The following is a 23,926-nucleotide window of genomic DNA, read 5'->3' as shown; positions in this document are numbered from 1 at the left end:
GCAGTAGTGGCCCTAGTTTGAAGTTAGTTTGTATGTACTGGCATAGAAAGTAAAAAGGGGGTAAGACCCTATGTGTTGGGAGCTATTTTAAAAACAGGTATTAGACAAAAAAAATAGCAGTATTACTTTTAAGTAATACTGCTATTTGATGTTTTAAACCTTATTGTTAGACTATACAAAGTAAGCTAAGATAACTCCAGATATAATAGCAATTAGTTTATTGATATTAAAGGAGTGGTCTTCACTACTTTCAAAAATGATTGTAGAGGATATGTGAAATAATATACCTACTACTACTGCAGAAATTTGCGGATAATAATCATTTAAAAACCCTACATTAGTGGATATTAAAGTACCTAGTGGAGTCATTAATGCAAAAATAACCATGCAAAATAGTATGGCATTTTTCTTCATTTCTCCTTGAATGAAAAAGGCAGTTAATATCACCGATATAGGTAAGTGATGAATAGCTATACCTACGGATAATTCTTGGTGTTTACTAAGTGGCATACCCTCTAAAAGCGCATGTATACAAAGGCTAATAAATAAAAGCCAAGGTATTTTATCTAGTTTATTATGTATATGTACATGCCCATGTTCGGCTCCTTTGGAGAAATACTCCAAAACGATTTGAAACACAATTCCAAGCATGATATAAAAACCAATAAGGTTTCTACCATGGCTATGGCCTTGCTCTACCACAGGAGTACTATACTCGTATACCTCCGGTAGTAAATGGGTTACAGTTAAAGTTAATAAAAACGAGCCGCTAAAGGCCATTAATAACTTTATGTGCTTTTTGTTCTTTGGTTGTAATGTAATGGCTACTAAGTAACCGATTATAACCGATAGAAAGGGTATTATATAAACCATAGGCTTACTTGAAAATCATAATTAGTCTATCCGAATCTTTAGGGTGAAACTTTCTTAGTTTATAACATCCGAAAGTATCTAGTAGAAAAAGGCCTTGGTCTTCCATCATTTTTTCAAAATCTTGTAGGCGAAGTGCTCTTACTTTCTCTGTGTGGTGATGATCTTTACCATCTGCAAAGAAAGAAATCTCCTTTACAATAAAGCCATCTTCTAATTTTCTTTTAATATGGAAGGTAATCCCATCTACTTCTTTGGTTTCCTCTTCCACTAGGTTTTCAATAACTTTCTCAGCATTTAAGAAATCAATTACCGCTAAACCATAGTCATTTAAACTTTGATGAATGGATTGTAAGGTCTTTTGATTGTCTTGTTCATCATTGAAATAGCCAAAGCTGGTAAATAAATTTAACACTGCGTCATATTTCTCTGACATTGGCTCGCGCATATCATGGACTTTAAAGTCTAAAGATTCGCTTTGGTATTTGCTAGCAGATTCTATACTGTTGTTAGATAGATCTACTCCGGTTACTTTATATCCTAGGCTATTTAAGTAAACCGAGTGACGTCCTTTTCCGCATGCTAAATCTAAAACCTTAGAATCTTGTTCTAAATTTAGGTAATCCGATAAGTTGTCGATTAATAATTGTGCTTCTTGGTAATTCCTATCTTTGTACAAAGTATGGTAATAAGGGGTATCAAACCAACTCTTATACCATGCTTTTTCATGTTTTGACATACTTTTACTTTAAATCTTTTATTAGCCTACAAATTTACTTTATTTTTGCGTAATAAAGCGAGTAAACAAATTATTCCTTATATATTTATTGAGATGGAAAATTTTAAGATGGTAGCTAAGACTTTCTTCGGTTTTGAAGAGGTATTAGTCAAAGAATTACAGTTATTAGGTGCAATGGATGTTAAACCTGGAGTGCGTATGGTTAGCTTCCAAGGAGACAAAGGTTTTATGTATAAGGCTAATTTAGCTTTACGTACTGCCTTGAAGATTTTAAAGCCTATACATCAATTTGCTGTATACAATGAGGCGAACCTTTATAAAGGGATCCAAAGTATAGACTGGAGTAAGTATTTAGATGCGGATCAAAGCTTTGTAATTGATGCAACAGTTTTTACAGAAAACTTTAATAACTCTTTATTCGTAGCTTTAAAGAGTAAGGATGCTATTGTTGACCAGTTTAGAGATAAAACAGGAAAGCGTCCTAATATTGATAAGGATTTCCCTGACTTAAGAATCAATATTCATATTGATAGAGATATGTGTACAGTTTCTTTAGACTCTTCTGGAAACTCTCTTCACCATAGAGGATATCGTACAGCAACTAATATTGCTCCTATTAATGAGGTGTTAGCTGCAGGTATGCTACTAATGAGTGGATGGGATGGTCAATGTTATTTCTTAGATCCAATGTGTGGTTCAGGAACTATATTGACTGAAGCAGCAATGATTGCGTGTAATATTCCAGCCAATATTAATCGCAAAGAATTTGCCTTTGAGAGATGGAAAGATTGGGATGCAGATTTATATGAGAAGATTGAAGATTCTTTAATGAAAAAAGTTAGAGAGTTCCATTATACTATTCAAGGATACGATAAAGCTCCTTCTGCCGTTAGTAAAGCAAGAGATAATGTGTATAATGCACACTTGGAAGATTACATCAAAGTGGATGAGGCTAACTTCTTTGATACGCAAAAAGAAAATCAGGGACCACTTCATATGGTATTCAACCCACCTTATGGAGAGAGATTGGATATTCACTTAGAGCGTTTTTACCGTGAAATTGGAGATACTTTAAAACAAGGTTACCCAGGAACACAAGCTTGGTTTATTACCGGTAATATTGAGGCGTTAAAATACGTTGGATTAAGACCTTCTAGAAAAATTAAATTATTTAATGGTAAATTAGAAGCACGCTTTGCCAAATATGAATTATACGAGGGAAGTAAAAAAGGAAAATATATAACCAAAGAATAACTACTATGAATGCAAGTACAAAATCTTTATTGTTGCAATTTTGCAGCTTTGCGCTATTTTTTATTTTATTGCGTTGGCTCTTAGGGGTCTTTACAGAACTTCAAGGTGTATGGTTGCCTATTATAGCAGCAATTATAGCCACTATAGTGGCACCTCAATTTAAAGTGTTTAAAACAGAAAAAGGGGATAAGATTTGTATGAAGTGGATTTTCATGAAAAAAGTTATCGTTTTAAATAAGTAATAGTAAAAGAGCAGATTTTAAAAACCTGCTCTTTTTTATTTTGATTTCAACTCCAGTAGATATTTCTATAACTGTAGTGAAATTTTTTATAACAATTAATGTACTTTCAATGTTAAGCTGTTCTTGAACTTTATAATCTAAGGTAAGGGTGAAAATTTAAAAAATAGTTTATCTGTCTTAATTGGACTTATTAGCTGCTAAACCCTAAGTTAATAGTAGTTGCAGTTTTATTTTTTATAAGTTTTTGAATACAAGAAATTATACTTAAGTAACTTTATTTATTTTAAAAGGTCTGTAAATATATTGGAAATGCCTTTAATTATAATCTGATTTGGAGTTAAATTATCTTGTTTGTCTTGATTGCTATTGTTAAATCTACCAAATATTTCTGCATCAAATTTAGAAACAATTAATATTTCACTTGCCGGTATAATTATCCCTAGTTTGTCGTCTATTTCCTTTTTCTTATTTTTTTGCAGGTAATCTTTTATTACATCCGTATATTTAGTTGTAATATCTATTGTAAGTTTTTCTTTATCTCGGTAACCACTAAAATTAGGTATAATTCTAATATATGATTCGGATAGAGGTTCTGAGATCTTATTCACATATCCAATATATACTTTGTTGCTTTTGGTTGTTATCATCAAAAGTTTATCTTCATCCCTTAATTCCATTAATGAAAACCAAAATAAACGATCAAGTTGAGATCCAAATTTTCTTATGGTGTAATCAAAAGCAAACTTTCTGCTAAATACTAAATTTAGAATTTTAGCTAATGGAAATGAAAGGAGCAGAATTAGAATGGATTGCTTAAAACCAAAGGTTAAATTTTGGCTCCCTACGATTTGGTCGATAAGCTTGCTTAAATAAGTTCTACATTGTAGTAAAGGATTAGGTAAACCAAAGAAAGTCTCGCTTTTTAAAATATAAAAATCGAAGAGAAAACTAAAAAAAGATAAAAATACGGTACAAATTAAAGAGTTGAAAATAAGTCTTTGCCTATCTACCCTTATATTGTAAAATTTCGTTAAATTAAATGTAAAAAGAAATATATAGCCAGCTAATAATGGTAATATAATTAAATCTAGGCGTGGCATTATTCTACTTTAGCAAAGTTTCTAGCATTTGCTTTCTTAAAATTTGATAAGGATTTATCTAATTTTTCAATTAGTTCTAAAGCTTCTTTATTATCATTAAATAAGTCCTCACTTTTCATATAAAATGCTCCAGAAGAAGTCACTCTAACTCTTTCAATATCAGACTTGTTTTTTCTTTCAAGCCATCTATTTATATTTTTTAAAAGTTTCATGTTTTAATGATTAAATTTTACGTAAAAATACAATGTAAAAAATGATTATCAAAATATTTAAGGAGGTAATTTGTTGTTATATAGGATTTAACGTTGTTGAATTATACCTAAATATAAGAATGTGTGCAATTAAAACTAACTGCGAAATTTGCTAATTCTATTTTAGAAAACTCATTACTAAGACACCTTGTCTGTAATTACTTACAGGGTTTGTTTAGTGTAGGTTAGTATTAGGTGTTTAGCAGCTGGATAGTTAAATGAAATAACTTACAGGTAAAGTGCTATTTTTAATATAATAAAGATATAATGCATTATATTAGAGTGTTTTAATAGATGTGTGGTCTTTGTTAATCTACATTAAGTGGTTTCCTTTTAGGGCTCTCTATCTTTGTAAGGAATTAAAAAAACAGTTTTATTATGAGAAAAATAGCTTTATTAGCAATTGTAGTTTTATCTAGTATTACTACTTTGGCCCAAGATAAATGGCAGGTAGATAATTACCACTCTTTTTTAAATTTTAGTGTTAAACACTTAGGGATTTCTTTTGTAGATGGTAGAATGGATTCTTACCAAGGAGAGTACCAAGGTAACGCAGAGGATTTAAGTGATGGAAAATTTATCTTTACCATAGATGTTAATAGCATCAATACAGGCGTTGAAATGCGCGATGACCATTTAAAGAGTGCAGACTTTTTTGAAACTAGCAAATACCCTCAGATGAAATTCGAGAGTACTTCAATTGAAAAAGTAGCTGGAGATAATTATATTTTAAATGGAATTTTAACCATTAAAGGAGTGAGTCATCCTGTGAGCTTCAATATGGTATATGGTGGGGTATTAGAAGATGATGGTTCTGGTAATACTAAAATGGGCTTACAAGCAAATACTTCAATTGATCGTTTTCAATACAATATCGACTATGACCCAAGTGGACAAGCCATAGGAAAACAAGTAAAGATCAATGTGAATTTAGAGTTTACAAAGCAAAAATAATTTCCTTTTTTTAGAATTGGAAACAAAATAGGAGGTAACCTTAATGGATGCCTCCTATTTTTATTTTTTACTCCATTTTACTAATTCTGGAAATAGCTGACTCATACCTTTTGTTGCAGTTTCTTTAATAAGGGTAATTTCTTGAGAAAACCCTTGTGTGCTTCCAGGGGAAGGATCAATATAATAAACGGGTATATCCGCTTTTGCATATTGCAAAAGACCTGCCGCGGGATATACCTGCAAGGAAGTTCCAATAATGAGTATAATATCGGCTTTTTCTACCTTCTTTATGGCTTTGTCCATCATAGGAACCATTTCTCCAAACCAGACAATATGAGGTCTTAAACCGTGTCCTTGTTCATTTTTATGGTGTTTTAGAAGATCTTTATGCCAAGGGTACACTAGAGATTCATCCTGTAGAGACCTTACTTTTAATAATTCTCCATGTAAGTGGGTAATATCACTACTACCAGCTCTTTCATGTAAGTCATCTACATTTTGAGTAATAATACTTATTTTAAAATAGGCTTCTAATTCTTTTAAAGCTAAATGGGCCGCATTAGGAGAACAGCTTAATAATTGTTTTCTTCTTTTATTGTAAAAGTCTAAAACTAAATCGGAATTTTTGTTCCAACCCTCTATAGAGGCAACCTCCATTATATCATATCCTTGCCAAAGACCATCGGCATCTCGGAAGGTTTGTATACCACTTTGTTGGGATATACCTGCTCCTGAGAGGACAACTAAGTGTTTTTGCATATTATTGTTACCTTTGCATTTATAAAAACTTAAATATAAAATGAATAATCCAAAAAAGCTATTTCAAGATCTAGAATATTTAGAGTACTTAGAAACTTTTTTAACCCCTAATAGAGTAGAGCGTTTCAAACAGGTTTTAGAAAATAGAACCAATCATATCACTATTGTAGCAGAGGATGTATATCAAATGCACAATACTAGCGCTGTTATGCGTAGTTGTGAAGTCTTTGGAGTGCAAAACCTAGGGGTGATTGAACAGAAATATGGTAAAACCATTGATAAACAAATCGCTTTAGGAGCGGAAAAATGGGTGGATATTACCACTTATACCTCCCCAGAGCAGTCTATGGAAGAGTTAAGAAATAAAGGATATCAAATTGTTGCTACAACCCCACATGTAGAGGCGCACCATTTGGAGGATTTTGATATAACTAAACCTTCGGCTATTTTCTTTGGTACCGAAAAATCTGGTCTTTCACCTGAGATTATGGATAACGCAGATACTTATTTAAAAATACCAATGGTAGGATTTACCGAGAGTTTAAATATTTCTGTTTCTGCGGCTTTAATTATTCAGAGTTTATCCAATAGAATTAGAAGAAGTGATTTAGCTTGGCATTTAACCCCAGAGCAGATCATTGAGAAAAGAATAGATTGGGCAAGAAAGACAATCAAAGATATTGATTTTGTTACCGAGCGCTATTTAGAGAGCAAAATGGTATAATACTACCTTTTAAGTGTTTGGTATCGTATATTATTAAAGGCCTTCTTTTTTTAAAAGGGGGCCTTTTATATTAAAGACTTATCCTATAATAGATACAAAGGGGCCTGTTTGGCAGGGTCGGGCTTTAAAAAAGATAGAATGATTCATTGAAGTTCTCTAATTGAATTTGTAGTATAAACAAAAAACTACTTTAACACCCTTAAGAACAAGGAGTGTTAAAGTAGTTTTATATATAGTTAAGCGCTTTGCGACTTAGCGTACTATTTCACATCAAAATTACAAAACTAAAAGCTTTGTCAAGTGTTGGTGTTATAGTTGTTTAATTATGGAATATGCTCTTTTAAGCAGCAGATTTTTTTCTAATACGCATATTGATAAATTCTACAATCAATGAAAATGCGATAGCAAAATATAGATATCCCTTAGGAACTGCTCCAATTGATTGACCTGCTAAAACAGCATTGGATATATGCATACTCTCTGTGGTTAACATAAAGCCAATTAAAATTAGAAACGATAAAGCTAAAATTTGTATCGTTGGATTCTTGTTCACAAAATTTCCAATAGGAACTGCGAAAAGCATCATTACACCTACAGAGGCAATTACTGCAGCAATCATAATGTATAAAGCTCCTGCAAGCCCGTTTGTCATTCCTACAGCAGTTAATATACTATCTACTGAGAAGATTAAATCGATCATTAGTATCTGAAAGATAATATTAGAGAAAGACTTATAGGCTATGCTTTTTGCATTACTAGGAGTGTCTATGGGCTGGTGCTGTTGTACGTGGGCGATTTTCTCATGTATTTCTTTGGTAGACTTATAAATTAAGAATATACCTCCTGCAAATAAGATAAGAGCCTGTCCATTAAAGTTAGCGCTAAACCAAGACCAATTAACACTAAAGAGAGTTTTTTCCATTGCAATAAGCCATGTAACTCCGAAAAGTAAGGCTATACGTAAAAACATAGCAAGGAAAAGTCCAATTTTTGTAGCTTTCTTTCGTTGTTCTTCGGGTAATTTACCCGTTACAATCGAGATGAAAATAACGTTGTCAATTCCTAGAATTATCTCTAGAAAAGTTAAGGTTATAAAGGCTACTATGCTATCTACATTTAAGAGTGCTTCCATAATTTAGCAGGTTTTATAGGTCGGATACTTTAGTTAGATTACCTCTTTCTCTTCTGGTGTCTCCTAAAATACCATATTCAAAGACACAGGTATTACCATCTGTGGTAATAATCTTCATACTAATGGCTTTTTGTTCTGCCATGTTCTTAGGGTGTAATTTTTGAAGTACGTATTCACAATCATTTACCCAACGAATAGAAGAAGTATCGGTTTTACCTTCAAAAGTTTCTATCTCGTAGTCTTCTGTTCGTGTAAAGCGAGAAATTTTTTCTACTCCATCAATAGTGGCAATAAATTCAAAATTACCTGTTTTGAAATTTTGACAGTTTCTCTCTTGTTTATAACATGAGGTAGTAATTAAAGCTACCAGAGGTAGTAAATAAAGTAATTTAGACTTTATCATAGTAAATTATTTTGAAAAAAGTGATTTTATTATTGTTTGTAACCCTTTATATAATAAGAACATAGAGCTTAAACAAAGAAAGCAAGCTAGTCCAAAAACAAAGGCGAATAGGGGGTGGTTCTGATTTTTTAATGAACTGTGTAAAACAATTGGCCCTATAAAAAATAAAGGAAGAGCAAATAATAGGAAGCGAACTCCTTTATGTAATAATTTTCGATCTGTATGGTGTTGTTGCATTTGTTTAGAATTTATAATTATCAAGTACTTTTCGTACGCTTTTATATTTCTCTAGGAGCTCTACTGCACTTTGATGGTCAATTTGTAATTGTTCCACAAGCATTTGAGCACCTCGTTGTATTAATTTCTCATTGGTCATTTTCATGTCTACCATCTTATTGCCATGGACTTTTCCAAGGCCAATCATAACACTGGTAGTAATCATATTAAGTACCATTTTTTGGGCAGTCCCAGCTTTCATGCGCGAGCTTCCACTTAAAAACTCTGGACCTACTACTACTTCAATGGGAAGATCAGCTAGTTGGGCTAAGGGGCTATTTGCATTACAGGTTAATCCAGCTGTTAGAATACCATTTTGCTTGCAAGACTCTAATGCTCCAAGCACGTAAGGCGTGGTTCCCGAGGCGGCAATACCCAAAACAATATCTTTTTGGTTAATGTTATACTCTTGAAGATCTTTGAAGCCCTGATGTATATTGTCCTCTGCATTTTCTACAGCTGTACGTATAGCCTTGTCACCACCGGCAATTAATCCAATGACACAATTGTGATCTACTCCAAAGGTTGGTGGGCATTCTGAGGCGTCTAAAATACCTAGGCGTCCAGATGTTCCAGCTCCAATGTAAAATAAACGACCATCGTGTTTTAATTTCTTTGTTACCTCTTGAACCACTTTAAGTATTTGGTCCATTGCTTTTTCTACCGATAGAGCCACACTTTGGTCTTCTTTATTAATGCTATATAGGATTTGCTCAGGAGTCATATCCTGTAGGTTATCATATAAGGAAGCTTGTTCTGTAGTCTTTGTAAATCCCACCTTTTGTAGTTGTTGATTATTGTAACAAAAATAAGTAAAAAACTCTTGACAAGACAATCTAAGGGGCTATAACTATTAAGCTTTGGCTAAGTTTTACCAATTTATTGGTTTGAATGAGGGAGTCAGTGTAAAAAAAATATAATATTTATAGTAAAGAGTTTTGTTTTAAAGTAGAATGGCTTACTTTTGCACCCTTAATGCAGGCCGCCTTATCGCTGGTTTTTTTAAAACGAGAGGAAAGTCCGGACACTATAGAGTAGTATAATGGGTAACGCCCATCCGTGTTGTATTTTATATAGCATGAGGACAAGTGCAGCAGAAAGTATGTACAGGTAATGCTGTAGTGAAACCAGGTAAACTCTATACAGTGAAATGCCATGTATATTTAGCGATTGAGAGCTACTCGCTCGATGCTTTAGGGGTAGGCAGATGGAGCCATTGAGTAATTAATGGCCTAGATAAATGATAAGGGTATGTTTTTACATATACAGAATCCGGCTTATAGGTCTGCATTTTATTTTTGGTTATAAGAAATCCCTATAGAATTTCTCTTTTACAAGATAAATTTTATAGGGATTTATTTTTTATGCTATTTAAACTAAAAGAGGTTAATCCTCTAGGTCATCTTCTTCTTCCTCTAATTCAAATTCAAAGAAACTAAATACAGATCCACCGTAGTTTTTAGAGAAACTAAAGTGCTCTAAGTGATCTAGTTTTGTGAATTTAGAGTGTTCTATAATTAGCATCCCATCTTCTTCAATTAAAGGAGTAGCAAGAACATCTTTGACGATTTTCTCAAACTGCTCCTGTGTAAAGTCATAAGGAGGGTCAGCAAATACTATGTCATAGCTCTGTTGGTGCTTTTCTACAAACTTGAATACATCGGATTTAAATGCAGTGATATTTAAATCAAATTCTTTTGCTGTTTTCTTTATAAAGTTGATACAACCATAATCTTGGTCAACACTAATTATTTGCTCCACCCCTCTAGAGGCAAATTCATAACTAATATTTCCTGTACCAGCAAATAAGTCTAATACAGTAAGTTGAGTTAGATTAAAGTGGTGATTTAAAATGCTAAATAAAGCTTCTTTACTCATATCTGTGGTTGGACGCACAGGTAGGTTTTTAGGGGTGATGATTCTACGCCCTTTTAATTTTCCAGATATTATTCTCATGAATGGAACAGTATGTAATGTTGTTTTGGTACTTGATGATGTAATAGTAAATCTACGCTAATAAAAGCGTGATCACTAAGAATACTTGTGTTTTGTATAAAACGAGAAGCCAATTCATAGATAGGATCTTGTTGATCGATTCTACCCATTAAGTATAAAGGCGTCTGTTTTGGATCTAAAGCTAATTGTTCAAAGCTAAAAAGGATAAAATACACCAAATCACTTGGAGTTTGATAAGAGAAGGAGTTAAAGAAGATAAGTTGTCCTTCTTTAGCTACTACTACCTCAAAGCGGTCCTTTTGAATATAAGCAAAAGCGCATATTTCTTGTTTTGCCTTGGTCTTATCACAAAGAATATCCACAAGTTCTGTATTGATATTTTTATAAGTGAAACTACCAAATTTATCAATAAAGTAATTATTTAAATTAACAAAAGGCAAGTGAACATTATGCACTTGCAAATTCTCTATATAATCGTGGTCAAAGAAATCGGTTGAAAATACTTTGGTATTGTATTGTAAATAAGCACTTAGGTTATTTGGGTCAAAAAGCTCCTTAGGTATAAAAGTGTTTAATGTGTTATCATGATAGATAACAATGTGATTAAATTCTTGACTTAATTGCGGGTATTTTTCAAAAATACTGTCAAGTTGTTGCTCGATAGTTCGTTGATTGGTAATTGCCTCAGAACCAAAAAAGGTAACCTCTTGGGTGTGTAAATTCTTTGTAACAAAAGAAAATTTACTCGAGGAAACCTGAACCAGGAGTCTATAGTTACTATTAGTCATTTTAAATTTTAAGGGTTTTCTAAACTTTGGGTGTGCCTGCAAATTTACACATTTTAAGTTACAATGTTAGTTTACCCTTTAAAAGCTTGGTATCTTTGTATGTATTACAGAAAGAAAAAACATTGATATGATAAACCAAATAGATTTTTACAAAGGGCTAAAGGCAAGTTTTCCTTTTGAATTAACCTTTAAACAAGATGTTTTTTTACAAAATATAGCCGACTTTGCAACCAATGATGTGCAGGATCAAATCTATGTGCTGAAAGGGTATGCAGGTACGGGAAAAACTACTCTTATTTCCAGTGTAGTTAATCATTTAAGATACGTAAATCGCTCGTCTGTATTATTGGCCCCTACAGGTAGGGCTGCCAAGGTGATGAGTAATTACTCTCAAAGACAAGCCTTTACTATTCATAAGCACATCTACTATCCAAAACCTAGTTCACAAGGTGGGTCCATGCAATTTTCCATGAAAGTTAACCGCTTTAGAAATACCATTTTTATTGTGGATGAGGCCTCGATGATATCTGATAGTAGCGCCTCTGATAGCAGTATGTACCCGCATGGATCCCTATTAGATGATTTAATTTATTATGTGTATTCTGGGCAAAATTGCAAGTTGATTCTCATTGGAGATTCCGCTCAGCTTCCTCCTGTAAATATGGTTAATAGTCCTGCTTTAGATACCCAAATGCTGTCTTTGGCTTTTCAAATGCCTGTAGAGAGTATTGAGCTTGATCAGGTGATGCGTCAAGAACAAGACTCTGGGATCTTGTTTAACGCCACAGAGCTTAGAACACTATTGGATTCCTATTTCTTTGATACTTTTACCTTTTCCACCAAAGGCTTTAAAGATATTGTAGCCCTATTTGATGGTTACGATATCCAGGATGCCATTTTTGATTCTTATTCCAATTATGGTCCAGAGGAAACTGCCTTTATAGTGCGTTCTAACAAGAGAGCAAACGCCTATAATATGCAGATTCGAATGCGAATTTTAGATAAAGAAAGTGAAGTATCTGCCGGGGATTTATTAATGGTAGTACGCAATAATTACTTTTGGTTAAAAGATTCTAGTGTGACTGACTTTATTGCCAATGGGGATATTATTGAGGTATTACAGATTTATAACACTAAAGAGTTATATGGGCTTCGTTTTGCAGAGGTAAAGGTGCGTATGATAGATTATCCTACAATGGCAAGTTTTGATACCATTATTTGCTTGGATACTTTAACTAGCGAGAGCCCTGCATTAACCTATGCCCAAAATAATGCCCTATATCAGGAAGTGCTCTTGGATTACCCAGAGTGCACCTCGAGGTACCAACAAATGAAAAAAGTAAAAGAAAACCCTTATTTTAATGCCCTTCAGGTTAAATTCTCCTACGCTATTACCTGTCATAAAAGCCAAGGTGGTCAGTGGGATGTTGTCTTTATAGAACAGCCTTATTTACCCGATGGTATTGATGTGGAATATATTCGCTGGCTTTATACTGCTATGACAAGAGCAAAGAGTAAGCTTTATCTAATAGGCTTCAAAGAAGAGTTTTTCAGTGACTAAATTTTCCCAGTAAAATAGTCTCAAGTTTTAAAGGGGTTTATTACCTTTGAGAATCAAAAAATATCAAGTATGAAAATTATTGCAGTTATACCGGCACGCTATGCCTCTGTTCGTTTTCCAGCTAAATTAATGCAGGATTTAGGGGGTAAAACCGTAATTAGAAGAACCTATGAAGCTACAGTGAAAACCAATTTATTTGATGAGGTTTTTGTGGCTACAGATTCCCAAGCGATTTACAATGAAATTACCTCCCATGGTGGTAAAGCAGTAATGACTCAGGCAGATCACCAAAGTGGAAGTGATCGTATTGCCGAAGCAGTAAAGGATATTTCTGCTGATGTGGTAATCAATGTGCAAGGAGATGAACCTTTTATCAATAAGGAGAATCTAGAGAAGCTTATACAGATATTTACCAATGACTCTAAAAAAGAAGTAGATCTAGCTTCTTTAATGACTCCAATGCAGGATTGGAAAGATGTGGAAAATCCAAATAATGTAAAAGTGGTAGTGGATAGAAGCAATACTGCTCTTTATTTCTCTCGCTCGGTTATTCCTTATCCAAGAGAAAAAGAAGCAGGGGCAATTTATTACCAACATATTGGTATTTATGCCTTTAGAAAAGAAGCTTTATTGGACTTCACTACTTTACCTGTTGGGTTTTTAGAGGAAAGCGAAAAATTAGAACAACTTCGCTACTTAGAAAATGGAAAAAGAATTAAAATGGCCATTACTAATCATGTAGGTATTGGAATTGATACCTATGAGGACTTGCAGCGTGCTAGACAAATGATTCTAGACAACCCAAGTTTGGCACTTTAAAGTACTTCTATAAGTTGAGTTTCCATTAAAGGGATTTCTTTTAGTGGAATCTCAATTTTAGTTTGCCATTCACTAGGGAGATTTGAGGAGATATTTTCCCCTTGAAGCTCTAGTAAAATAGGCGTACTTGTATCTTGGGTATAACCAGCTTGTTGCAATAAGTTCTGGCTTTTTTGTACACTAGGAGCTATATGACTATAATATCCTTTTAACAGGGTTTCAAAGTAGGAGCTCTTTGGTAAACAAAGTACTTGAAAGGCGTCATCAGGATGAAGGAAAATTTGCTCTTCTATTGCTATGGCTCCTTGATAGGTAAGGGTAGAGGAATTAGCAGATGGGTAAAACACTAGGGTAAGCTTATTGGTGTTTTCAATGGCATTTACCGTGCAAAACTCCATTAGTTTAGCATAGTCTTCCACAATGTTATCTTTTAATTGATCGATACGCACTGTTTTTTTCTCTAGCGTTAAATAACAGTTTTCCTGATAAGCCTTAACTCCAAGGGAGTCTAATTTAAACTCCTTGTATTGTTTTATAAAATGCACTTCAAAGGCATTGGTGTTTTTCTCTATTTCCTTTCTAGCAATCTCATTTGGAGATCCTTTGAAAAAGGTTAGAATTTTCGTTTTTAAATCTAAGGCGCTCTCTAGTTTAAAATCCACTATAGTACTAGTGGAGTCAATACTTTGGGCGAATTTCCAAGAAATGTTAGAAATTCCCTTATCATTTAAAATGTCTTGGGTAATACTATCAAAAGGGTAGTTGTATTCGGATTGTATATTATACACTCCTAATTTGTCGATAGCGATTTCGTAGGTTCCATTTTCCAACTTTTTGGAATCAATCCAATTGGACCAATTATTTAAATCCTTTACATATTTATATACAATGTTCTTAGGAACATCTACTTTGAATTGTCTCTCTACCTTAAAACTTGGGTTTTGCGTAAGTATAAAGACAATTAAAGCTACGGCGCTTAGTGCAAGCAACAGTAAAAAATATTGAAGGATTTTCATAAGAACTACATAAATTAAAAAGTTATTTCAAAAGGTTTTTTAAAATAAATAAGCTCCCTATAAAAGCTAGGAAAGCAAGTAAAACCCATAACCTGTTTTTATAGTAAACACGGTGTAGTTTGAGGTCTTTTCTATATACTATAATAAGTACGATAACAAAAACAACAATAAAAAAGATAGAGAACTTAATTTGTCCAGGTGTAAACATGTTTTTTTAATTTTAGCAAAAGTAAGTAAAACCTTTAAGATTAAGATACAAAAAACGGCAGAAAAGTTCTGCCGTTTGTTTTTTCTACTGTTTTTAAAGCAATTTTAGATAGTTTGAGTCCATCCAAAAGTATCTTCAATATGTTTTTGTTGAATACCTTGAAGTATAGATTTTAATTTTAATGCATAAGAATCTTCATCTTTCATCTCTGGTAAAGCATAGTAGTTATCTTTATAAGCAAATCCTTCGATTTGTCCTACAGTCACAGCTGTTCCTGAACCAAAAATTTCTTTTAATTCTCCTTTAGCATGAGCATCTAATAAATCTTGTACCACAATAGATTTAACCTCTACTTTAATTCCTTGAGAATTAGCAATGTCAATTAAACTCTTTCTTGTAACACCATCTAAGATTCTTTCGCTAGTAGGAGCAGTGTAGATAGTATCAGCAATACGGAAGAAAAGGTTCATTGTACCTGCTTCTTCTAATTTAGTATGCGTAGCATCATCTGTCCAAATAACTTGTTGGTATCCTGCTTCTTGAGCAAGTTTTGTTGGGTAGAATTGTCCAGCGTAGTTTCCTGAACATTTAGTTGATCCAACACCACCATTTGCAGCGCGGCTATAGTATTCAGCAATTTGTACTTTTACTTTTCCTGAGTAGTAAGTGCGCACTGGAGATAAGATGATACAGAACATGAATTCAGAAGAAGGTCCTGCAACAACTCCTGCGTGAGTACCTACCATGAAAGGACGGATATATAAAGCATTTCCATCTCCTTTTTGTACCCAAGCTTGGTCTAATTGTAATAATGATTTTAAACCATCTACGAAACGTGTTTGGTCAATATGAGGCATAGCTAAACGCTCAGCAGATTTATTGAAACGTTTCCAGTTTTCTTCTGGACGGAATAACCATACTTTATCTTGGTCATCTTTATATGCTTTCATTCCTTCAAAAATAGCTTGTCCATAGTGGAAAACATTGATAGAAGGTTCAAAAGACATTGGTCCGTAAGGTTTGATTTCTACTTGTCCCCATTTTCCATCTTTATAGTGACAAACTAACATATGGTCAGTGAATTGTGTTCCAAAAGAAACATTGGCAAAGTCAACGTTTCCAATTTTAGATGACTCCGCTTTTTGAATAGAGAAATCTTTAGCAGTTATTGTACTCATTATTTATAGTATTTTTTAATTTTCGTATGTCTTATTAGCTTGCAATGTATCAAATAAATAGAGATATTACAAATTTATCAAAAAAAACACCTGTTCTGTGTGGCTAATTATTGAATCTCTAATAAGTATATGTTTTTATAGCTAATTTCAAATCTTAACAAGCTTTATTGCTATTATTCTTTAGTAGTGTGCTTTACTAAAGAAAAACGTCAATTAATAGGTTCTTTTCAAGGTGGTGAATCTCGGTTAAAATTAACGAATTTTTAAATAATAAAAAACCTATTAAAGTAATTTTATACCCTGATAGTTGCCGTTTTTTTTCAAATTCGAGGCCTTAAAAGGAGCCTTTTCTGCTAATCCATGCACAGAATGATTATAAAGGTAGAATAAAATAGCCTTTCGCTATAGAAAAATTTAGCAGATTTATTAAAAGGGATAGCCTTAGGTTTTACTTACAAAGGCAGAATGGAGTTGTTTTGATGGATTATTAGTATTTTTGAGCTTTAAACTCTAGCCTTATTTTAAAGGGGGCATACCTTTAATTATATACTAAGGCTACATTGTGAATCTACAAAGGCAAGCTTAAGGAAGAGTAGCTGTCTTTTTTTTTAAAATAGAAAATACCATGAAGCGCACAGTAATCATTACCGAAGATGGTTCTAGTAGTATATCCCTTAACGACTGGGGAGAATCTTATCACTCTGTACATGGAGCAGTCCAAGAGGCTAAACATGTTTATCTAGATAATGGCTTACACCATTTTAAAGACCAAAAAGATATAGCTATCTTAGAAATGGGATTTGGTACTGGCTTAAATACGTTTTTAACTTATTTACAGGCCAAAGAATGGGGTAGTACTATAGAGTATAGCTCCATAGAAGGATTTCCAATATCTACAGAAGAATTAAGAGCATTAAATTATAGGGAGATTCCTTCTATAGAAGAGGATCAAAAAATCTTTGATCTGTTGCACCAAAGTAAATGGGGCACTAAAGAGCAGATTAGTTCTTTTTTCTCTTTACTTAAAATGCACAATACCTTTGAAGAGCAAATCCTAGAGCCAAACACCTTTGATTTGATTTACTTTGATGTTTTTGGATACCCTTATCAACCCGAGTTATGGAGTCAGGTTATTTTTGAAAAAATGTTCCAATCTTTAAAACCAGGAGGTATATTAACTACTTATGCCTGTAGAGGAGTTATTAAAAGAAATATGCAAAGTGCTGGCTTTAGAGTAGAAAAAGTGGCTGGCCCTCCAGGTAAAAGAGAGATGATAGTTGCTTATAAGTAATTTTTCTTAGGGTATATGATATTACTGGTTCTAATATCGTTATATTTTTATTCATTATTTTGATTTTAACAAAAAAAATAATGAATTGTGTTTTTTTGTTAAAAATGATTATATTTGATACACTATAAAAAAATATAGCCTATTATGAAAAGTTCCGAGATGTTTTGTTTGACTAAAGTGGTTTTACAAAGAGTTAGTTTTGATCCACATTTGTTTCATAAAGAATTAAGCAAAGCAACCCATTATTTATTACCCCATGAATTGGAAAACTTATACAGTTGGGTAGTACAGTTTGTAGAAGGTAAACCCGAATTACAACGATCCCTTGTACTTTTAGCTAATTAATACAATCATTAATTGCTTTATTTTTTAAAAAAAGTAATGTTTTTTATGTAGTATTTAAACATATAAGTTGTTTAAAGTATTAGCAAAGTAGGTCGTTTTGCTGTTTATTGGTAAAGATACTTCTAAAGTGGTGAGTGATTTTTATTTGCACAGGTGTGCTAATTCAAAAATATGCACGATATTTGATTATTCAATCCTTAGGATTTAACGCCTTTAGAGAGAATAATAGATTATTAAACACCCTTAATAATAATATATATGTTGAGAAAATTTGGAGTTATTGCATTTATGAGTATTGGTATTTTTTTATTTGCCAGTTGTAAATCGGATAAAAGTAAAGAAAATCACAGTATACAAACTACTGCAGAAGAACAGTATAATGCAGCTTTAGAGAATCTTCCTCAAGAAGAATTACAAGATTTATTTACTTTGTTTGTAGCTAGTGAATTAGCCGACTGTGTTGGAGTAGCTCCACAAAAATGTATGCAAGTAAAACAAAGTGAAGATGCTCCTTGGGAAATGATGTATTCTTCTATTGAAGGTTTTACTTATGAACCAGGATATGAGTATAAATTAGAGGTTCGTTCAGAGCAAGTTGAAAATGCTCCAATGGATGCTTCTAGTTTACGTATTATTTTGGTAAATCAGATATCAAAGGAAAAGAAATAATATTTCCAAAATCGTTTATATTCCATAAAGCTCATTATCTATAGGATATTTTCTAATTTCCTCTGGGTAATGAGTTTTGTTTTTTATGACTTTTTGTACTTTAGCTTTACCTAATTTTTGCTATACTGCCAAGATAAGCTAGCTTGTGATAGTGCAAAAAGAATTAACACCTTATAAGGAATGAATAAAAAATATATAATTATTGCTATTGGTTGTTGCGTGCTTTTCTCAGCGGCTATTACTTTATTTGACTATAGAACTAACCAAAGTGAGCTGACTCAAAAATTAAGTACTTACAGTCAGGCAAATGCTGTAGTTGAAAAAGTTTACCCCCCTCGAATTACAAAATATGGCAGTAAGCAAAGTAGTTATGATTTACTAGTCTCTTTGCCTGATGGAACGACACTTACAATGTATAGAAAGCAAATAAGTGCCTCTTTAGAAGTAGGGGAGCAAATAGTTATACTATATAATCCCAAGGCTCCTCAAGAGGATGTTTACCTAAAATAAAAACCTTGCTAGCTCCACTTTTTTAATAAGAATATAAAGGCGGCCTTATAATGAGTACTGTACTTAAATTTTGCATTAGAATGAAACTATTTAAAAATAAAGAGTTATTGTTTATTGGTAAAGATTCTTCCTTATCGGAACCTGATATTTTAGATGTGCTAAAGGGCTGCTCTGCTACAGGTGTAGATAGTTTTATGGATGTATATCGAATCTATGATGGGATTCAATTTCCAAGAGGCGCAATGATCTTTAGGAGTGAATTTTACCCTATTGAAAAAGGTAGTTGGGATAAAATTGAAGTGGAGTTCTTTCTTACTTTAGCCAATATAATTGATTTGCAGAGTATTAAGGAAGGTGAAAATCCAGAGATCTTTGCCTTAAGTCAAACGCATATTCCATTTGCAGATGATGGTTGTGGAAATACCATTTGGATGGATCTTAAAACGGGTGTTGTAAAGGTATTTTATCATGAATATGATTTAATGGAAGGATTACTACCTGTAGCCCCTAGCTTTGAAGATTTTTGTAGTTATCTACAGAACTGGGAGCTTGGATTGTAAACAGTAGTTTTAGATGTTTGATTAAGTGTCAAAGAAGAAGAATATTCGTGTAATTTGGAAAGACTAGCCATGATGGATAGAGAGATAATTAGGAGCTTTGAAGCTCTTTTAGACCAGAAAAAGTTTAGCGAGATTGAGAAGTTGTTGCAAGAGAATCCTTCTTTTTTTGAAGAGTATGTTTCTGTTTATGATTCTGCTTTAGAATACGCAGTTGTGTATGGTGATTTAGAAACACTAGTTTTCATTAGTGAGGTATCTAAGATTCCTTTAGATCAATCCTTAACTAAATATAAAACAGTCTTGGGGTATGCTGGGCAAGAAAATAAAATGGACTGCGTTTTGTGGTTACTCGAAAATGGGGCAAAAGTAGATGGTAACACTACGGATTTGATTTCTCCCTTAATGAGTACAGTGATGTCAGGGAATTATGAGATAGCAAAAACCTTAATCGACCATGGAGCAGATGTAAATAGAATGCACTTAAGAACGGGGTACTTACCTTTAGATGAAGCAAAAGGTAGAGGTAAAAAAGATATTGAAGAGCTTTTAATTAAAGCTGGAGCTAAGAGTCACTTTACCCTGCCAGATTGGATAGAGGATAAAGCTAGTGGAATCTTAGAGCATTTATCTTTAAAGTTTGATCGTATTTTACCATTTAATATTCCTACGCCCCTTGCAATAGGCAAGGTACAGTTAAAATTAGTGCCTGTAAATAATAGAAATAATAGAATGTTATTTACGTATGGGCTATATGATGTATGTATTCCAAGGATAGAGTTATTTATCGTATTGCCTCAATATTGGAACTTTTACGATCAAGATGCTGCTAATCAATTTCCAATATTGTTTATCAGTAGGGTCATAGAACTAATTCAAAATGGATTAGTTGTAAAGGAAGGGGATTATTTATTAAAGACAAATCCTAGCTTTAGTGATCTGCAGTGGGAAGATATAATTGCAGGATTTTTTATTATTGATGTTTCCTGGAAGAGTAAAAAGAGTGTTGATATGCCGCAGAGTATAGGAGATAATACGCAGGATACTGTGAAATTATTGACATTAATTCCTGTAAAATCTACCAAATCTGGGTATAGTAAATTATCTGTAGAAGCTTCTAGAAATAGTGGTTGGCAAAAACTTACTCTGCCTATTAATGGTAAGAAATAATAGCAGTTATTTTATTGATAGGGGGTAATAGTTGTAGATTGGCCGCTATTTCCGATTTAAAAAAAGGCTAATAGTAGTATATAATAATGATTTTAATATATAAAAGCCCTTTACTTAAAAAGTAAAGGGCTTTTATATTTATTAAGGTATCTTATTTTAAAACGGGCTAGAGCTTTGGGTTACCTGGTCTACAAGATAAAAGACTGATTTGAAATTTTCCTGTGTATGGTTAGATAGTCCAATTTCACAAGATCTACTTGTTGTAAAGCACCCTTGGGTGTTTTGGGTAATTTGCTCTTTAAGGTCTTTGGTTCCAAATTGGTTAAGTTCTGGGAAAAAGAACCCTTTGTCTCCAGCAAATCCACAACAATTACTCTCTAGTACATTTACATTGGTGCTGCATAAATTAGCAAGTTCTATCAGTTTGCCTTCTAAATTATCCTTTTTAACCGAGCAAACTGCGAATATGTCAATTTGTTCCAAGGATTTAGTAATAGGTAAAACCGGCATTACCTTTTCTAGCATAAAGGTGATGGGGTCATAAATCTGTAAATTATGATCAAATTCTTGTTGGGTAAAATGATGGAAGCAAGGACTCATATCAAATAAGATAGGAATCTCTCCATAGTGAGAAACAATATTTAAAGCATCCTCTAAGGCCTCGGTGAATTGCGCTCCTTTTTGTGCATATCCTTTGCTAGCAAAAGGCATTCCGCAGCATAGATAGTTAATATCAGCAGGTAGGATAACATCATATCCGGCTCTCTCTAATATATTTAAAGTAGTTTGTACAAGGTCTTTGTCTTCACTTGGATAATCCTTGGATTTCCCCATAGTTCGGTTAATACATGAGGCAAAATAGACTACTTGCTTTTTTGTAGTGGCATGTGGTTCTATTTTTTTAAGTTTTGTTTTACAAGCACCTGGCATTGCTGGGTTCCATTGTGGCAAGGTGTTATTAGATAATCTTCTAAAACGAGTAGAGAGATTAAGCATGTTTTTATTGCCTATTATAGTTTGAATCATGCTTAAAGCCTTTAATCCAATTCTAGCTCGAGCTGTTAAGGCAGCTAGATTAATAGGAGTAAAGGTAACGTCTAGTTTTTCCTTGGAAGGAATCTTTTTCTCACGGAAGCTCTTTACGTATTCACCTGTATCAATGGAAACAGGGCATGCAAGAGAACATAGTCCATCTATAGCACAAGTTTGGTCTACATAGTATTCTCTGTATTTCTTTAAGTTGTCTAATTCTTTAGAATCTACTTTTCTGTTTTTTAAGCGTTGAATTTCTCTAGCCACTACAATCCTTTGTCTAGGGGATAGAGTTAAATTATGAGAAACGCAGTTGGGTTCGCAAAATCCACATTCTATACAACTATCGATAATTGGGCTTGTTGCCTCACATGGTTTTAAATCTTGTAAGTGAACTTTGGGATTATTATTAATAATCACCCCTGGGTTAAGTAAATTAACCGGGTCGAATATCGCCTTGATTTCTTTGATAATACTATAGGCCTTTTCTCCCCATTCCATTTCTACAAAAGGGGCCATATTTCTACCAGTTCCATGTTCTGCTTTTAATGATCCACCAAATTGGTTGACTACGATATCACTTAAGCCTTGCATTAGCATGCCATATCTTCTTACTTGAAGTTCATTGGAGAAATCTTGAGAGAATACAAGGTGTAAATTTCCCTGTAAGGCATGTCCAAATAAAACTGCATCGTAATAGTGTAAGTCTTTAAATAATTCTTGAAGAGCTATAGCTCCTTTGGCTAAATCCTCTACTTTAAAGGCTACATCTTCTATAATGCAAGTTGTTCCAGCTTCTCTTAGGGCTCCTACACTTGGCAAAAGACCTTTTCTTGCTTTCCAATAAAAAGCATATAAAACAGGATCACTTGTAAAGCTAAAAGGCGCTAGAGTAGTTACCCTTTCAAGGGCTTTTGTGATTAAAAGTTGATTTTGAATTAATTGCTCTTCACTATGGGCCTGAGTTTCTATTAAAAGAACACAAGTTTGCTCAGGTAAGTCTTTAAAAAATGAAGGCGCTAATGGGTCATCTTCAATAGTAGTGATACTATTTCTGTCCATTAACTCCACGGCCATTACCGGAGTTTGCTTTAAGATAGGTACAGCTAAAGCGGCTTGTTCTATGTCAGAAAAAACCACTAGGCTACAGGATTTAAATTCGTAATTCTCCACTGTATTGTAGGTGATATTACTGATAAAACCCAAAGTACCTTCCGAGCCAATCATCAGATGTTTGATAATTTCAATAGGATCGTGATAGTCAATAAAAGCATTAATACTGTATCCTATAGTATTTTTTATCTTGAATTTATTTTCAATGGTTTGCTTTAGTAATGGATCTGCATGTATACTTTGGTGTAGGGTCTTGATCTTCTCTACCAAAGTAGATTTGGATTTTAAAAAATCCTCTACGCTTTGGTTATCGCTAGTATCAAGCACAGTCCCATCTTGTAATACTATACGGATATCTTTAATAGTATTATAGGAGTTTTGTGAAATACCACAGCACATACCACTTGCATTATTGGCAGCAATTCCACCAATCATTGCTGTGTTTAAAGAAGCTGGATCTGGTCCAATCTTTCTGCCGTATTGTTTTAAAAGCTGGTTTGCTTTTATACCTCTAATTCCGGGTTGAAGTTTAATTTGTAATCCTTCATTTAAAACCTCGTATTCTTGCCAATGGCTAGTTGCTACTATTAAGATAGAGTCCGTTATACCTTGTCCCGATAGGCTAGTTCCTGCTGCGCGAAAGCAAACAGCTAATTTTAATTTATTAGCTAGCAGTAAACATTCCCTTACTTGGGCCTCGTTTTTAACGAAAACAACCACCTTAGGAGTAAGGCGATAAAAGCTCGCATCACTACCGTAAGCTAGTAGTTGTAAGGGGTTTGTGATAATTTGGGATTTAGTTATTTTAAGGGATAATTTTTGGACAAACTCTCTATAAGCGTATTTTGTCATAGCTATTGATTTAAAGATGCAATTTACTAAAGAAAATTGTGAAAGCCCAATGTTTTTGGGTGTTTTTATTGTAAGAAAATGTTTTTTATCTGCTATTTGTATTTTTATTCTGATAATTGTCTAAGCCTTAGTGTAATTTGCTAAAACCTAAATATCC

The 23,926-nt window shown here is 33.3% G+C and carries 26 protein-coding genes and 1 other RNA gene; 13 read left to right on the top strand and 14 right to left on the bottom strand.

Annotation, left to right across the window (positions count from 1 at the left end; all coding sequences use genetic code 11):
* Positions 1–171: 171 nt before the first annotated feature.
* A complete protein-coding gene (locus ACYSNM_RS06200) occupies positions 172–873 on the bottom strand; it encodes a ZIP family metal transporter (RefSeq protein WP_461756093.1) in 702 nt (233 codons plus the stop codon).
* 4 nt (positions 874–877) lie between these two features.
* Entirely contained in the window at positions 878–1,609 is a 732-nt protein-coding gene (locus ACYSNM_RS06195; RefSeq protein WP_461756092.1) for a class I SAM-dependent methyltransferase, read from the bottom strand.
* A gap of 108 nt (positions 1,610–1,717) precedes the next feature.
* Here ACYSNM_RS06195 and ACYSNM_RS06190 point away from each other — a divergent pair, with 108 nt between their 5' ends.
* A complete protein-coding gene (locus ACYSNM_RS06190) occupies positions 1,718–2,863 on the top strand; it encodes a THUMP domain-containing class I SAM-dependent RNA methyltransferase (RefSeq protein WP_461756135.1) in 1,146 nt (381 codons plus the stop codon).
* A 5-nt stretch (positions 2,864–2,868) separates the two neighbouring features.
* Positions 2,869–3,105 (top strand): hypothetical protein, encoded by a 237-nt coding sequence (locus tag ACYSNM_RS06185; protein ID WP_461756091.1) that lies wholly within the window; start codon positions 2,869–2,871, stop codon positions 3,103–3,105.
* Between the two features lie 278 nt (positions 3,106–3,383).
* Here the strand turns inward: ACYSNM_RS06185 and ACYSNM_RS06180 are convergent, their stop codons facing one another.
* Together ACYSNM_RS06180 and ACYSNM_RS06175 are read right to left on the bottom strand one after the other, a co-directional pair.
* Positions 3,384–4,205, bottom strand: a complete 822-nt coding sequence (locus tag ACYSNM_RS06180) for a hypothetical protein (protein WP_461756090.1) — start codon at positions 4,203–4,205, stop codon at positions 3,384–3,386.
* Positions 4,205–4,417: a hypothetical protein gene (locus tag ACYSNM_RS06175; protein WP_461756089.1), complete on the bottom strand. Its 213-nt coding sequence runs from the start codon at positions 4,415–4,417 to the stop codon at positions 4,205–4,207. Before ACYSNM_RS06175 ends, ACYSNM_RS06180 begins: the two co-directional genes overlap by 1 nt.
* Positions 4,418–4,834: 417 nt before the next feature.
* Between ACYSNM_RS06175 and ACYSNM_RS06170 the strand changes: the two genes are divergently transcribed.
* Positions 4,835–5,410, top strand: coding sequence for a YceI family protein (locus ACYSNM_RS06170; RefSeq protein WP_461756088.1), 576 nt, complete (start codon positions 4,835–4,837; stop codon positions 5,408–5,410).
* 60 nt (positions 5,411–5,470) lie between these two features.
* On the opposite strand, the gene ACYSNM_RS06165 is transcribed toward ACYSNM_RS06170, so the two are convergent.
* Entirely contained in the window at positions 5,471–6,169 is a 699-nt protein-coding gene (locus ACYSNM_RS06165) for an SIR2 family NAD-dependent protein deacylase (protein ID WP_461756087.1), read from the bottom strand.
* 40 nt (positions 6,170–6,209) lie between these two features.
* On the opposite strand from ACYSNM_RS06165, the gene ACYSNM_RS06160 reads away from it, so the two are divergent.
* Positions 6,210–6,893 (top strand): TrmH family RNA methyltransferase, encoded by a 684-nt coding sequence (locus ACYSNM_RS06160; protein ID WP_461756086.1) that lies wholly within the window; start codon positions 6,210–6,212, stop codon positions 6,891–6,893.
* 340 nt (positions 6,894–7,233) lie between these two features.
* On the opposite strand, the gene ACYSNM_RS06155 is transcribed toward ACYSNM_RS06160, so the two are convergent.
* The 4 genes from ACYSNM_RS06155 to murQ are packed head-to-tail and all read right to left on the bottom strand — an operon-like array spanning position 7,234 to position 9,482.
* Positions 7,234–8,025: a TerC family protein gene (locus ACYSNM_RS06155; RefSeq protein WP_461756085.1), complete on the bottom strand. Its 792-nt coding sequence runs from the start codon at positions 8,023–8,025 to the stop codon at positions 7,234–7,236.
* 13 nt (positions 8,026–8,038) lie between these two features.
* The gene (locus ACYSNM_RS06150) at positions 8,039–8,425 is read right to left on the bottom strand and encodes a DNA topoisomerase IV (protein WP_461756134.1); all 387 of its coding nucleotides are present in this window, start codon (positions 8,423–8,425) and stop codon (positions 8,039–8,041) included.
* A gap of 9 nt (positions 8,426–8,434) precedes the next feature.
* Positions 8,435–8,665 (bottom strand): DUF6095 family protein, encoded by a 231-nt coding sequence (locus ACYSNM_RS06145; protein WP_461756084.1) that lies wholly within the window; start codon positions 8,663–8,665, stop codon positions 8,435–8,437.
* Between the two features lie 4 nt (positions 8,666–8,669).
* Entirely contained in the window at positions 8,670–9,482 is an 813-nt protein-coding gene (gene murQ, locus ACYSNM_RS06140) for an N-acetylmuramic acid 6-phosphate etherase (protein ID WP_461756083.1), read from the bottom strand.
* Between the two features lie 196 nt (positions 9,483–9,678).
* Between murQ and rnpB the strand changes: the two genes are divergently transcribed.
* Positions 9,679–10,000, top strand: an RNA gene (rnpB, locus tag ACYSNM_RS06135) — RNase P RNA component class A.
* A gap of 90 nt (positions 10,001–10,090) precedes the next feature.
* On the opposite strand, the gene ACYSNM_RS06130 is transcribed toward rnpB, so the two are convergent.
* On the bottom strand, positions 10,091–10,660 hold the full coding sequence (locus ACYSNM_RS06130) for an RsmD family RNA methyltransferase (protein WP_461756082.1): 570 nt from the start codon (positions 10,658–10,660) through the stop codon (positions 10,091–10,093).
* Positions 10,657–11,448 (bottom strand): DUF3822 family protein, encoded by a 792-nt coding sequence (locus ACYSNM_RS06125; RefSeq protein WP_461756081.1) that lies wholly within the window; start codon positions 11,446–11,448, stop codon positions 10,657–10,659. Before ACYSNM_RS06125 ends, ACYSNM_RS06130 begins: the two co-directional genes overlap by 4 nt.
* A gap of 127 nt (positions 11,449–11,575) precedes the next feature.
* Here ACYSNM_RS06125 and ACYSNM_RS06120 point away from each other — a divergent pair, with 127 nt between their 5' ends.
* Together ACYSNM_RS06120 and kdsB are read left to right on the top strand one after the other, a co-directional pair.
* Positions 11,576–13,009, top strand: coding sequence for an ATP-dependent DNA helicase (locus ACYSNM_RS06120; RefSeq protein WP_461756080.1), 1,434 nt, complete (start codon positions 11,576–11,578; stop codon positions 13,007–13,009).
* A gap of 69 nt (positions 13,010–13,078) precedes the next feature.
* On the top strand, positions 13,079–13,828 hold the full coding sequence (gene kdsB, locus ACYSNM_RS06115; protein ID WP_461756079.1) for a 3-deoxy-manno-octulosonate cytidylyltransferase: 750 nt from the start codon (positions 13,079–13,081) through the stop codon (positions 13,826–13,828).
* On the opposite strand, the gene ACYSNM_RS06110 is transcribed toward kdsB, so the two are convergent.
* Complete coding sequence (locus tag ACYSNM_RS06110; protein ID WP_461756078.1) at positions 13,825–14,844, bottom strand: SRPBCC family protein; 1,020 nt, start codon at positions 14,842–14,844, stop codon at positions 13,825–13,827. The genes kdsB and ACYSNM_RS06110 overlap by 4 nt on opposite strands.
* Positions 14,845–15,156: 312 nt before the next feature.
* On the bottom strand, positions 15,157–16,230 hold the full coding sequence (locus ACYSNM_RS06105) for a branched-chain amino acid aminotransferase (RefSeq protein WP_461756077.1): 1,074 nt from the start codon (positions 16,228–16,230) through the stop codon (positions 15,157–15,159).
* 625 nt (positions 16,231–16,855) lie between these two features.
* Between ACYSNM_RS06105 and mnmC2 the strand changes: the two genes are divergently transcribed.
* The 6 genes from mnmC2 (at position 16,856) to ACYSNM_RS06075 (ending at position 20,772) form a co-directional block, all read left to right on the top strand.
* Positions 16,856–17,521 (top strand): tRNA (5-methylaminomethyl-2-thiouridine)(34)-methyltransferase MnmC2, encoded by a 666-nt coding sequence (mnmC2, locus tag ACYSNM_RS06100; protein WP_461756076.1) that lies wholly within the window; start codon positions 16,856–16,858, stop codon positions 17,519–17,521.
* A gap of 144 nt (positions 17,522–17,665) precedes the next feature.
* The gene (locus ACYSNM_RS06095) at positions 17,666–17,866 is read left to right on the top strand and encodes a hypothetical protein (protein WP_461756075.1); all 201 of its coding nucleotides are present in this window, start codon (positions 17,666–17,668) and stop codon (positions 17,864–17,866) included.
* 258 nt (positions 17,867–18,124) lie between these two features.
* Entirely contained in the window at positions 18,125–18,535 is a 411-nt protein-coding gene (locus tag ACYSNM_RS06090) for a DUF4377 domain-containing protein (protein WP_461754189.1), read from the top strand.
* A gap of 180 nt (positions 18,536–18,715) precedes the next feature.
* Entirely contained in the window at positions 18,716–19,045 is a 330-nt protein-coding gene (locus ACYSNM_RS06085) for a hypothetical protein (protein WP_461756074.1), read from the top strand.
* 80 nt (positions 19,046–19,125) lie between these two features.
* Positions 19,126–19,605, top strand: coding sequence for an SMI1/KNR4 family protein (locus ACYSNM_RS06080; protein WP_461756073.1), 480 nt, complete (start codon positions 19,126–19,128; stop codon positions 19,603–19,605).
* A 54-nt stretch (positions 19,606–19,659) separates the two neighbouring features.
* The gene (locus ACYSNM_RS06075) at positions 19,660–20,772 is read left to right on the top strand and encodes an ankyrin repeat domain-containing protein (protein WP_461756072.1); all 1,113 of its coding nucleotides are present in this window, start codon (positions 19,660–19,662) and stop codon (positions 20,770–20,772) included.
* A gap of 156 nt (positions 20,773–20,928) precedes the next feature.
* On the opposite strand, the gene ACYSNM_RS06070 is transcribed toward ACYSNM_RS06075, so the two are convergent.
* Entirely contained in the window at positions 20,929–23,769 is a 2,841-nt protein-coding gene (locus tag ACYSNM_RS06070) for an FAD-binding and (Fe-S)-binding domain-containing protein (protein ID WP_461756071.1), read from the bottom strand.
* Positions 23,770–23,926: the final 157 nt, after the last annotated feature.

Source organism: Myroides sp. LJL116 (genome assembly GCF_054871685.1).
This window is presented reverse-complemented; position numbering and strand designations above follow the sequence as displayed.

Coding starts and splice junctions, on each gene's coding strand:
- ACYSNM_RS06200 (WP_461756093.1), bottom strand. CDS start 873: ATGGTTTATATAATACCCTTTCTATCGGTTATAATCGGTTACTTAGTA.
- ACYSNM_RS06195 (WP_461756092.1), bottom strand. CDS start 1,609: ATGTCAAAACATGAAAAAGCATGGTATAAGAGTTGGTTTGATACCCCT.
- ACYSNM_RS06190 (WP_461756135.1), top strand. CDS start 1,718: ATGGTAGCTAAGACTTTCTTCGGTTTTGAAGAGGTATTAGTCAAAGAA.
- ACYSNM_RS06185 (WP_461756091.1), top strand. CDS start 2,869: ATGAATGCAAGTACAAAATCTTTATTGTTGCAATTTTGCAGCTTTGCG.
- ACYSNM_RS06180 (WP_461756090.1), bottom strand. CDS start 4,205: ATGCCACGCCTAGATTTAATTATATTACCATTATTAGCTGGCTATATA.
- ACYSNM_RS06175 (WP_461756089.1), bottom strand. CDS start 4,417: ATGAAACTTTTAAAAAATATAAATAGATGGCTTGAAAGAAAAAACAAG.
- ACYSNM_RS06170 (WP_461756088.1), top strand. CDS start 4,835: ATGAGAAAAATAGCTTTATTAGCAATTGTAGTTTTATCTAGTATTACT.
- ACYSNM_RS06165 (WP_461756087.1), bottom strand. CDS start 6,169: ATGCAAAAACACTTAGTTGTCCTCTCAGGAGCAGGTATATCCCAACAA.
- ACYSNM_RS06160 (WP_461756086.1), top strand. CDS start 6,210: ATGAATAATCCAAAAAAGCTATTTCAAGATCTAGAATATTTAGAGTAC.
- ACYSNM_RS06155 (WP_461756085.1), bottom strand. CDS start 8,025: ATGGAAGCACTCTTAAATGTAGATAGCATAGTAGCCTTTATAACCTTA.
- ACYSNM_RS06145 (WP_461756084.1), bottom strand. CDS start 8,665: ATGCAACAACACCATACAGATCGAAAATTATTACATAAAGGAGTTCGC.
- ACYSNM_RS06130 (WP_461756082.1), bottom strand. CDS start 10,660: ATGAGAATAATATCTGGAAAATTAAAAGGGCGTAGAATCATCACCCCT.
- ACYSNM_RS06125 (WP_461756081.1), bottom strand. CDS start 11,448: ATGACTAATAGTAACTATAGACTCCTGGTTCAGGTTTCCTCGAGTAAA.
- ACYSNM_RS06120 (WP_461756080.1), top strand. CDS start 11,576: ATGATAAACCAAATAGATTTTTACAAAGGGCTAAAGGCAAGTTTTCCT.
- kdsB (WP_461756079.1), top strand. CDS start 13,079: ATGAAAATTATTGCAGTTATACCGGCACGCTATGCCTCTGTTCGTTTT.
- ACYSNM_RS06110 (WP_461756078.1), bottom strand. CDS start 14,844: ATGAAAATCCTTCAATATTTTTTACTGTTGCTTGCACTAAGCGCCGTA.
- ACYSNM_RS06105 (WP_461756077.1), bottom strand. CDS start 16,230: ATGAGTACAATAACTGCTAAAGATTTCTCTATTCAAAAAGCGGAGTCA.
- mnmC2 (WP_461756076.1), top strand. CDS start 16,856: ATGAAGCGCACAGTAATCATTACCGAAGATGGTTCTAGTAGTATATCC.
- ACYSNM_RS06095 (WP_461756075.1), top strand. CDS start 17,666: ATGAAAAGTTCCGAGATGTTTTGTTTGACTAAAGTGGTTTTACAAAGA.
- ACYSNM_RS06090 (WP_461754189.1), top strand. CDS start 18,125: ATGTTGAGAAAATTTGGAGTTATTGCATTTATGAGTATTGGTATTTTT.
- ACYSNM_RS06085 (WP_461756074.1), top strand. CDS start 18,716: ATGAATAAAAAATATATAATTATTGCTATTGGTTGTTGCGTGCTTTTC.
- ACYSNM_RS06080 (WP_461756073.1), top strand. CDS start 19,126: ATGAAACTATTTAAAAATAAAGAGTTATTGTTTATTGGTAAAGATTCT.
- ACYSNM_RS06070 (WP_461756071.1), bottom strand. CDS start 23,769: ATGACAAAATACGCTTATAGAGAGTTTGTCCAAAAATTATCCCTTAAA.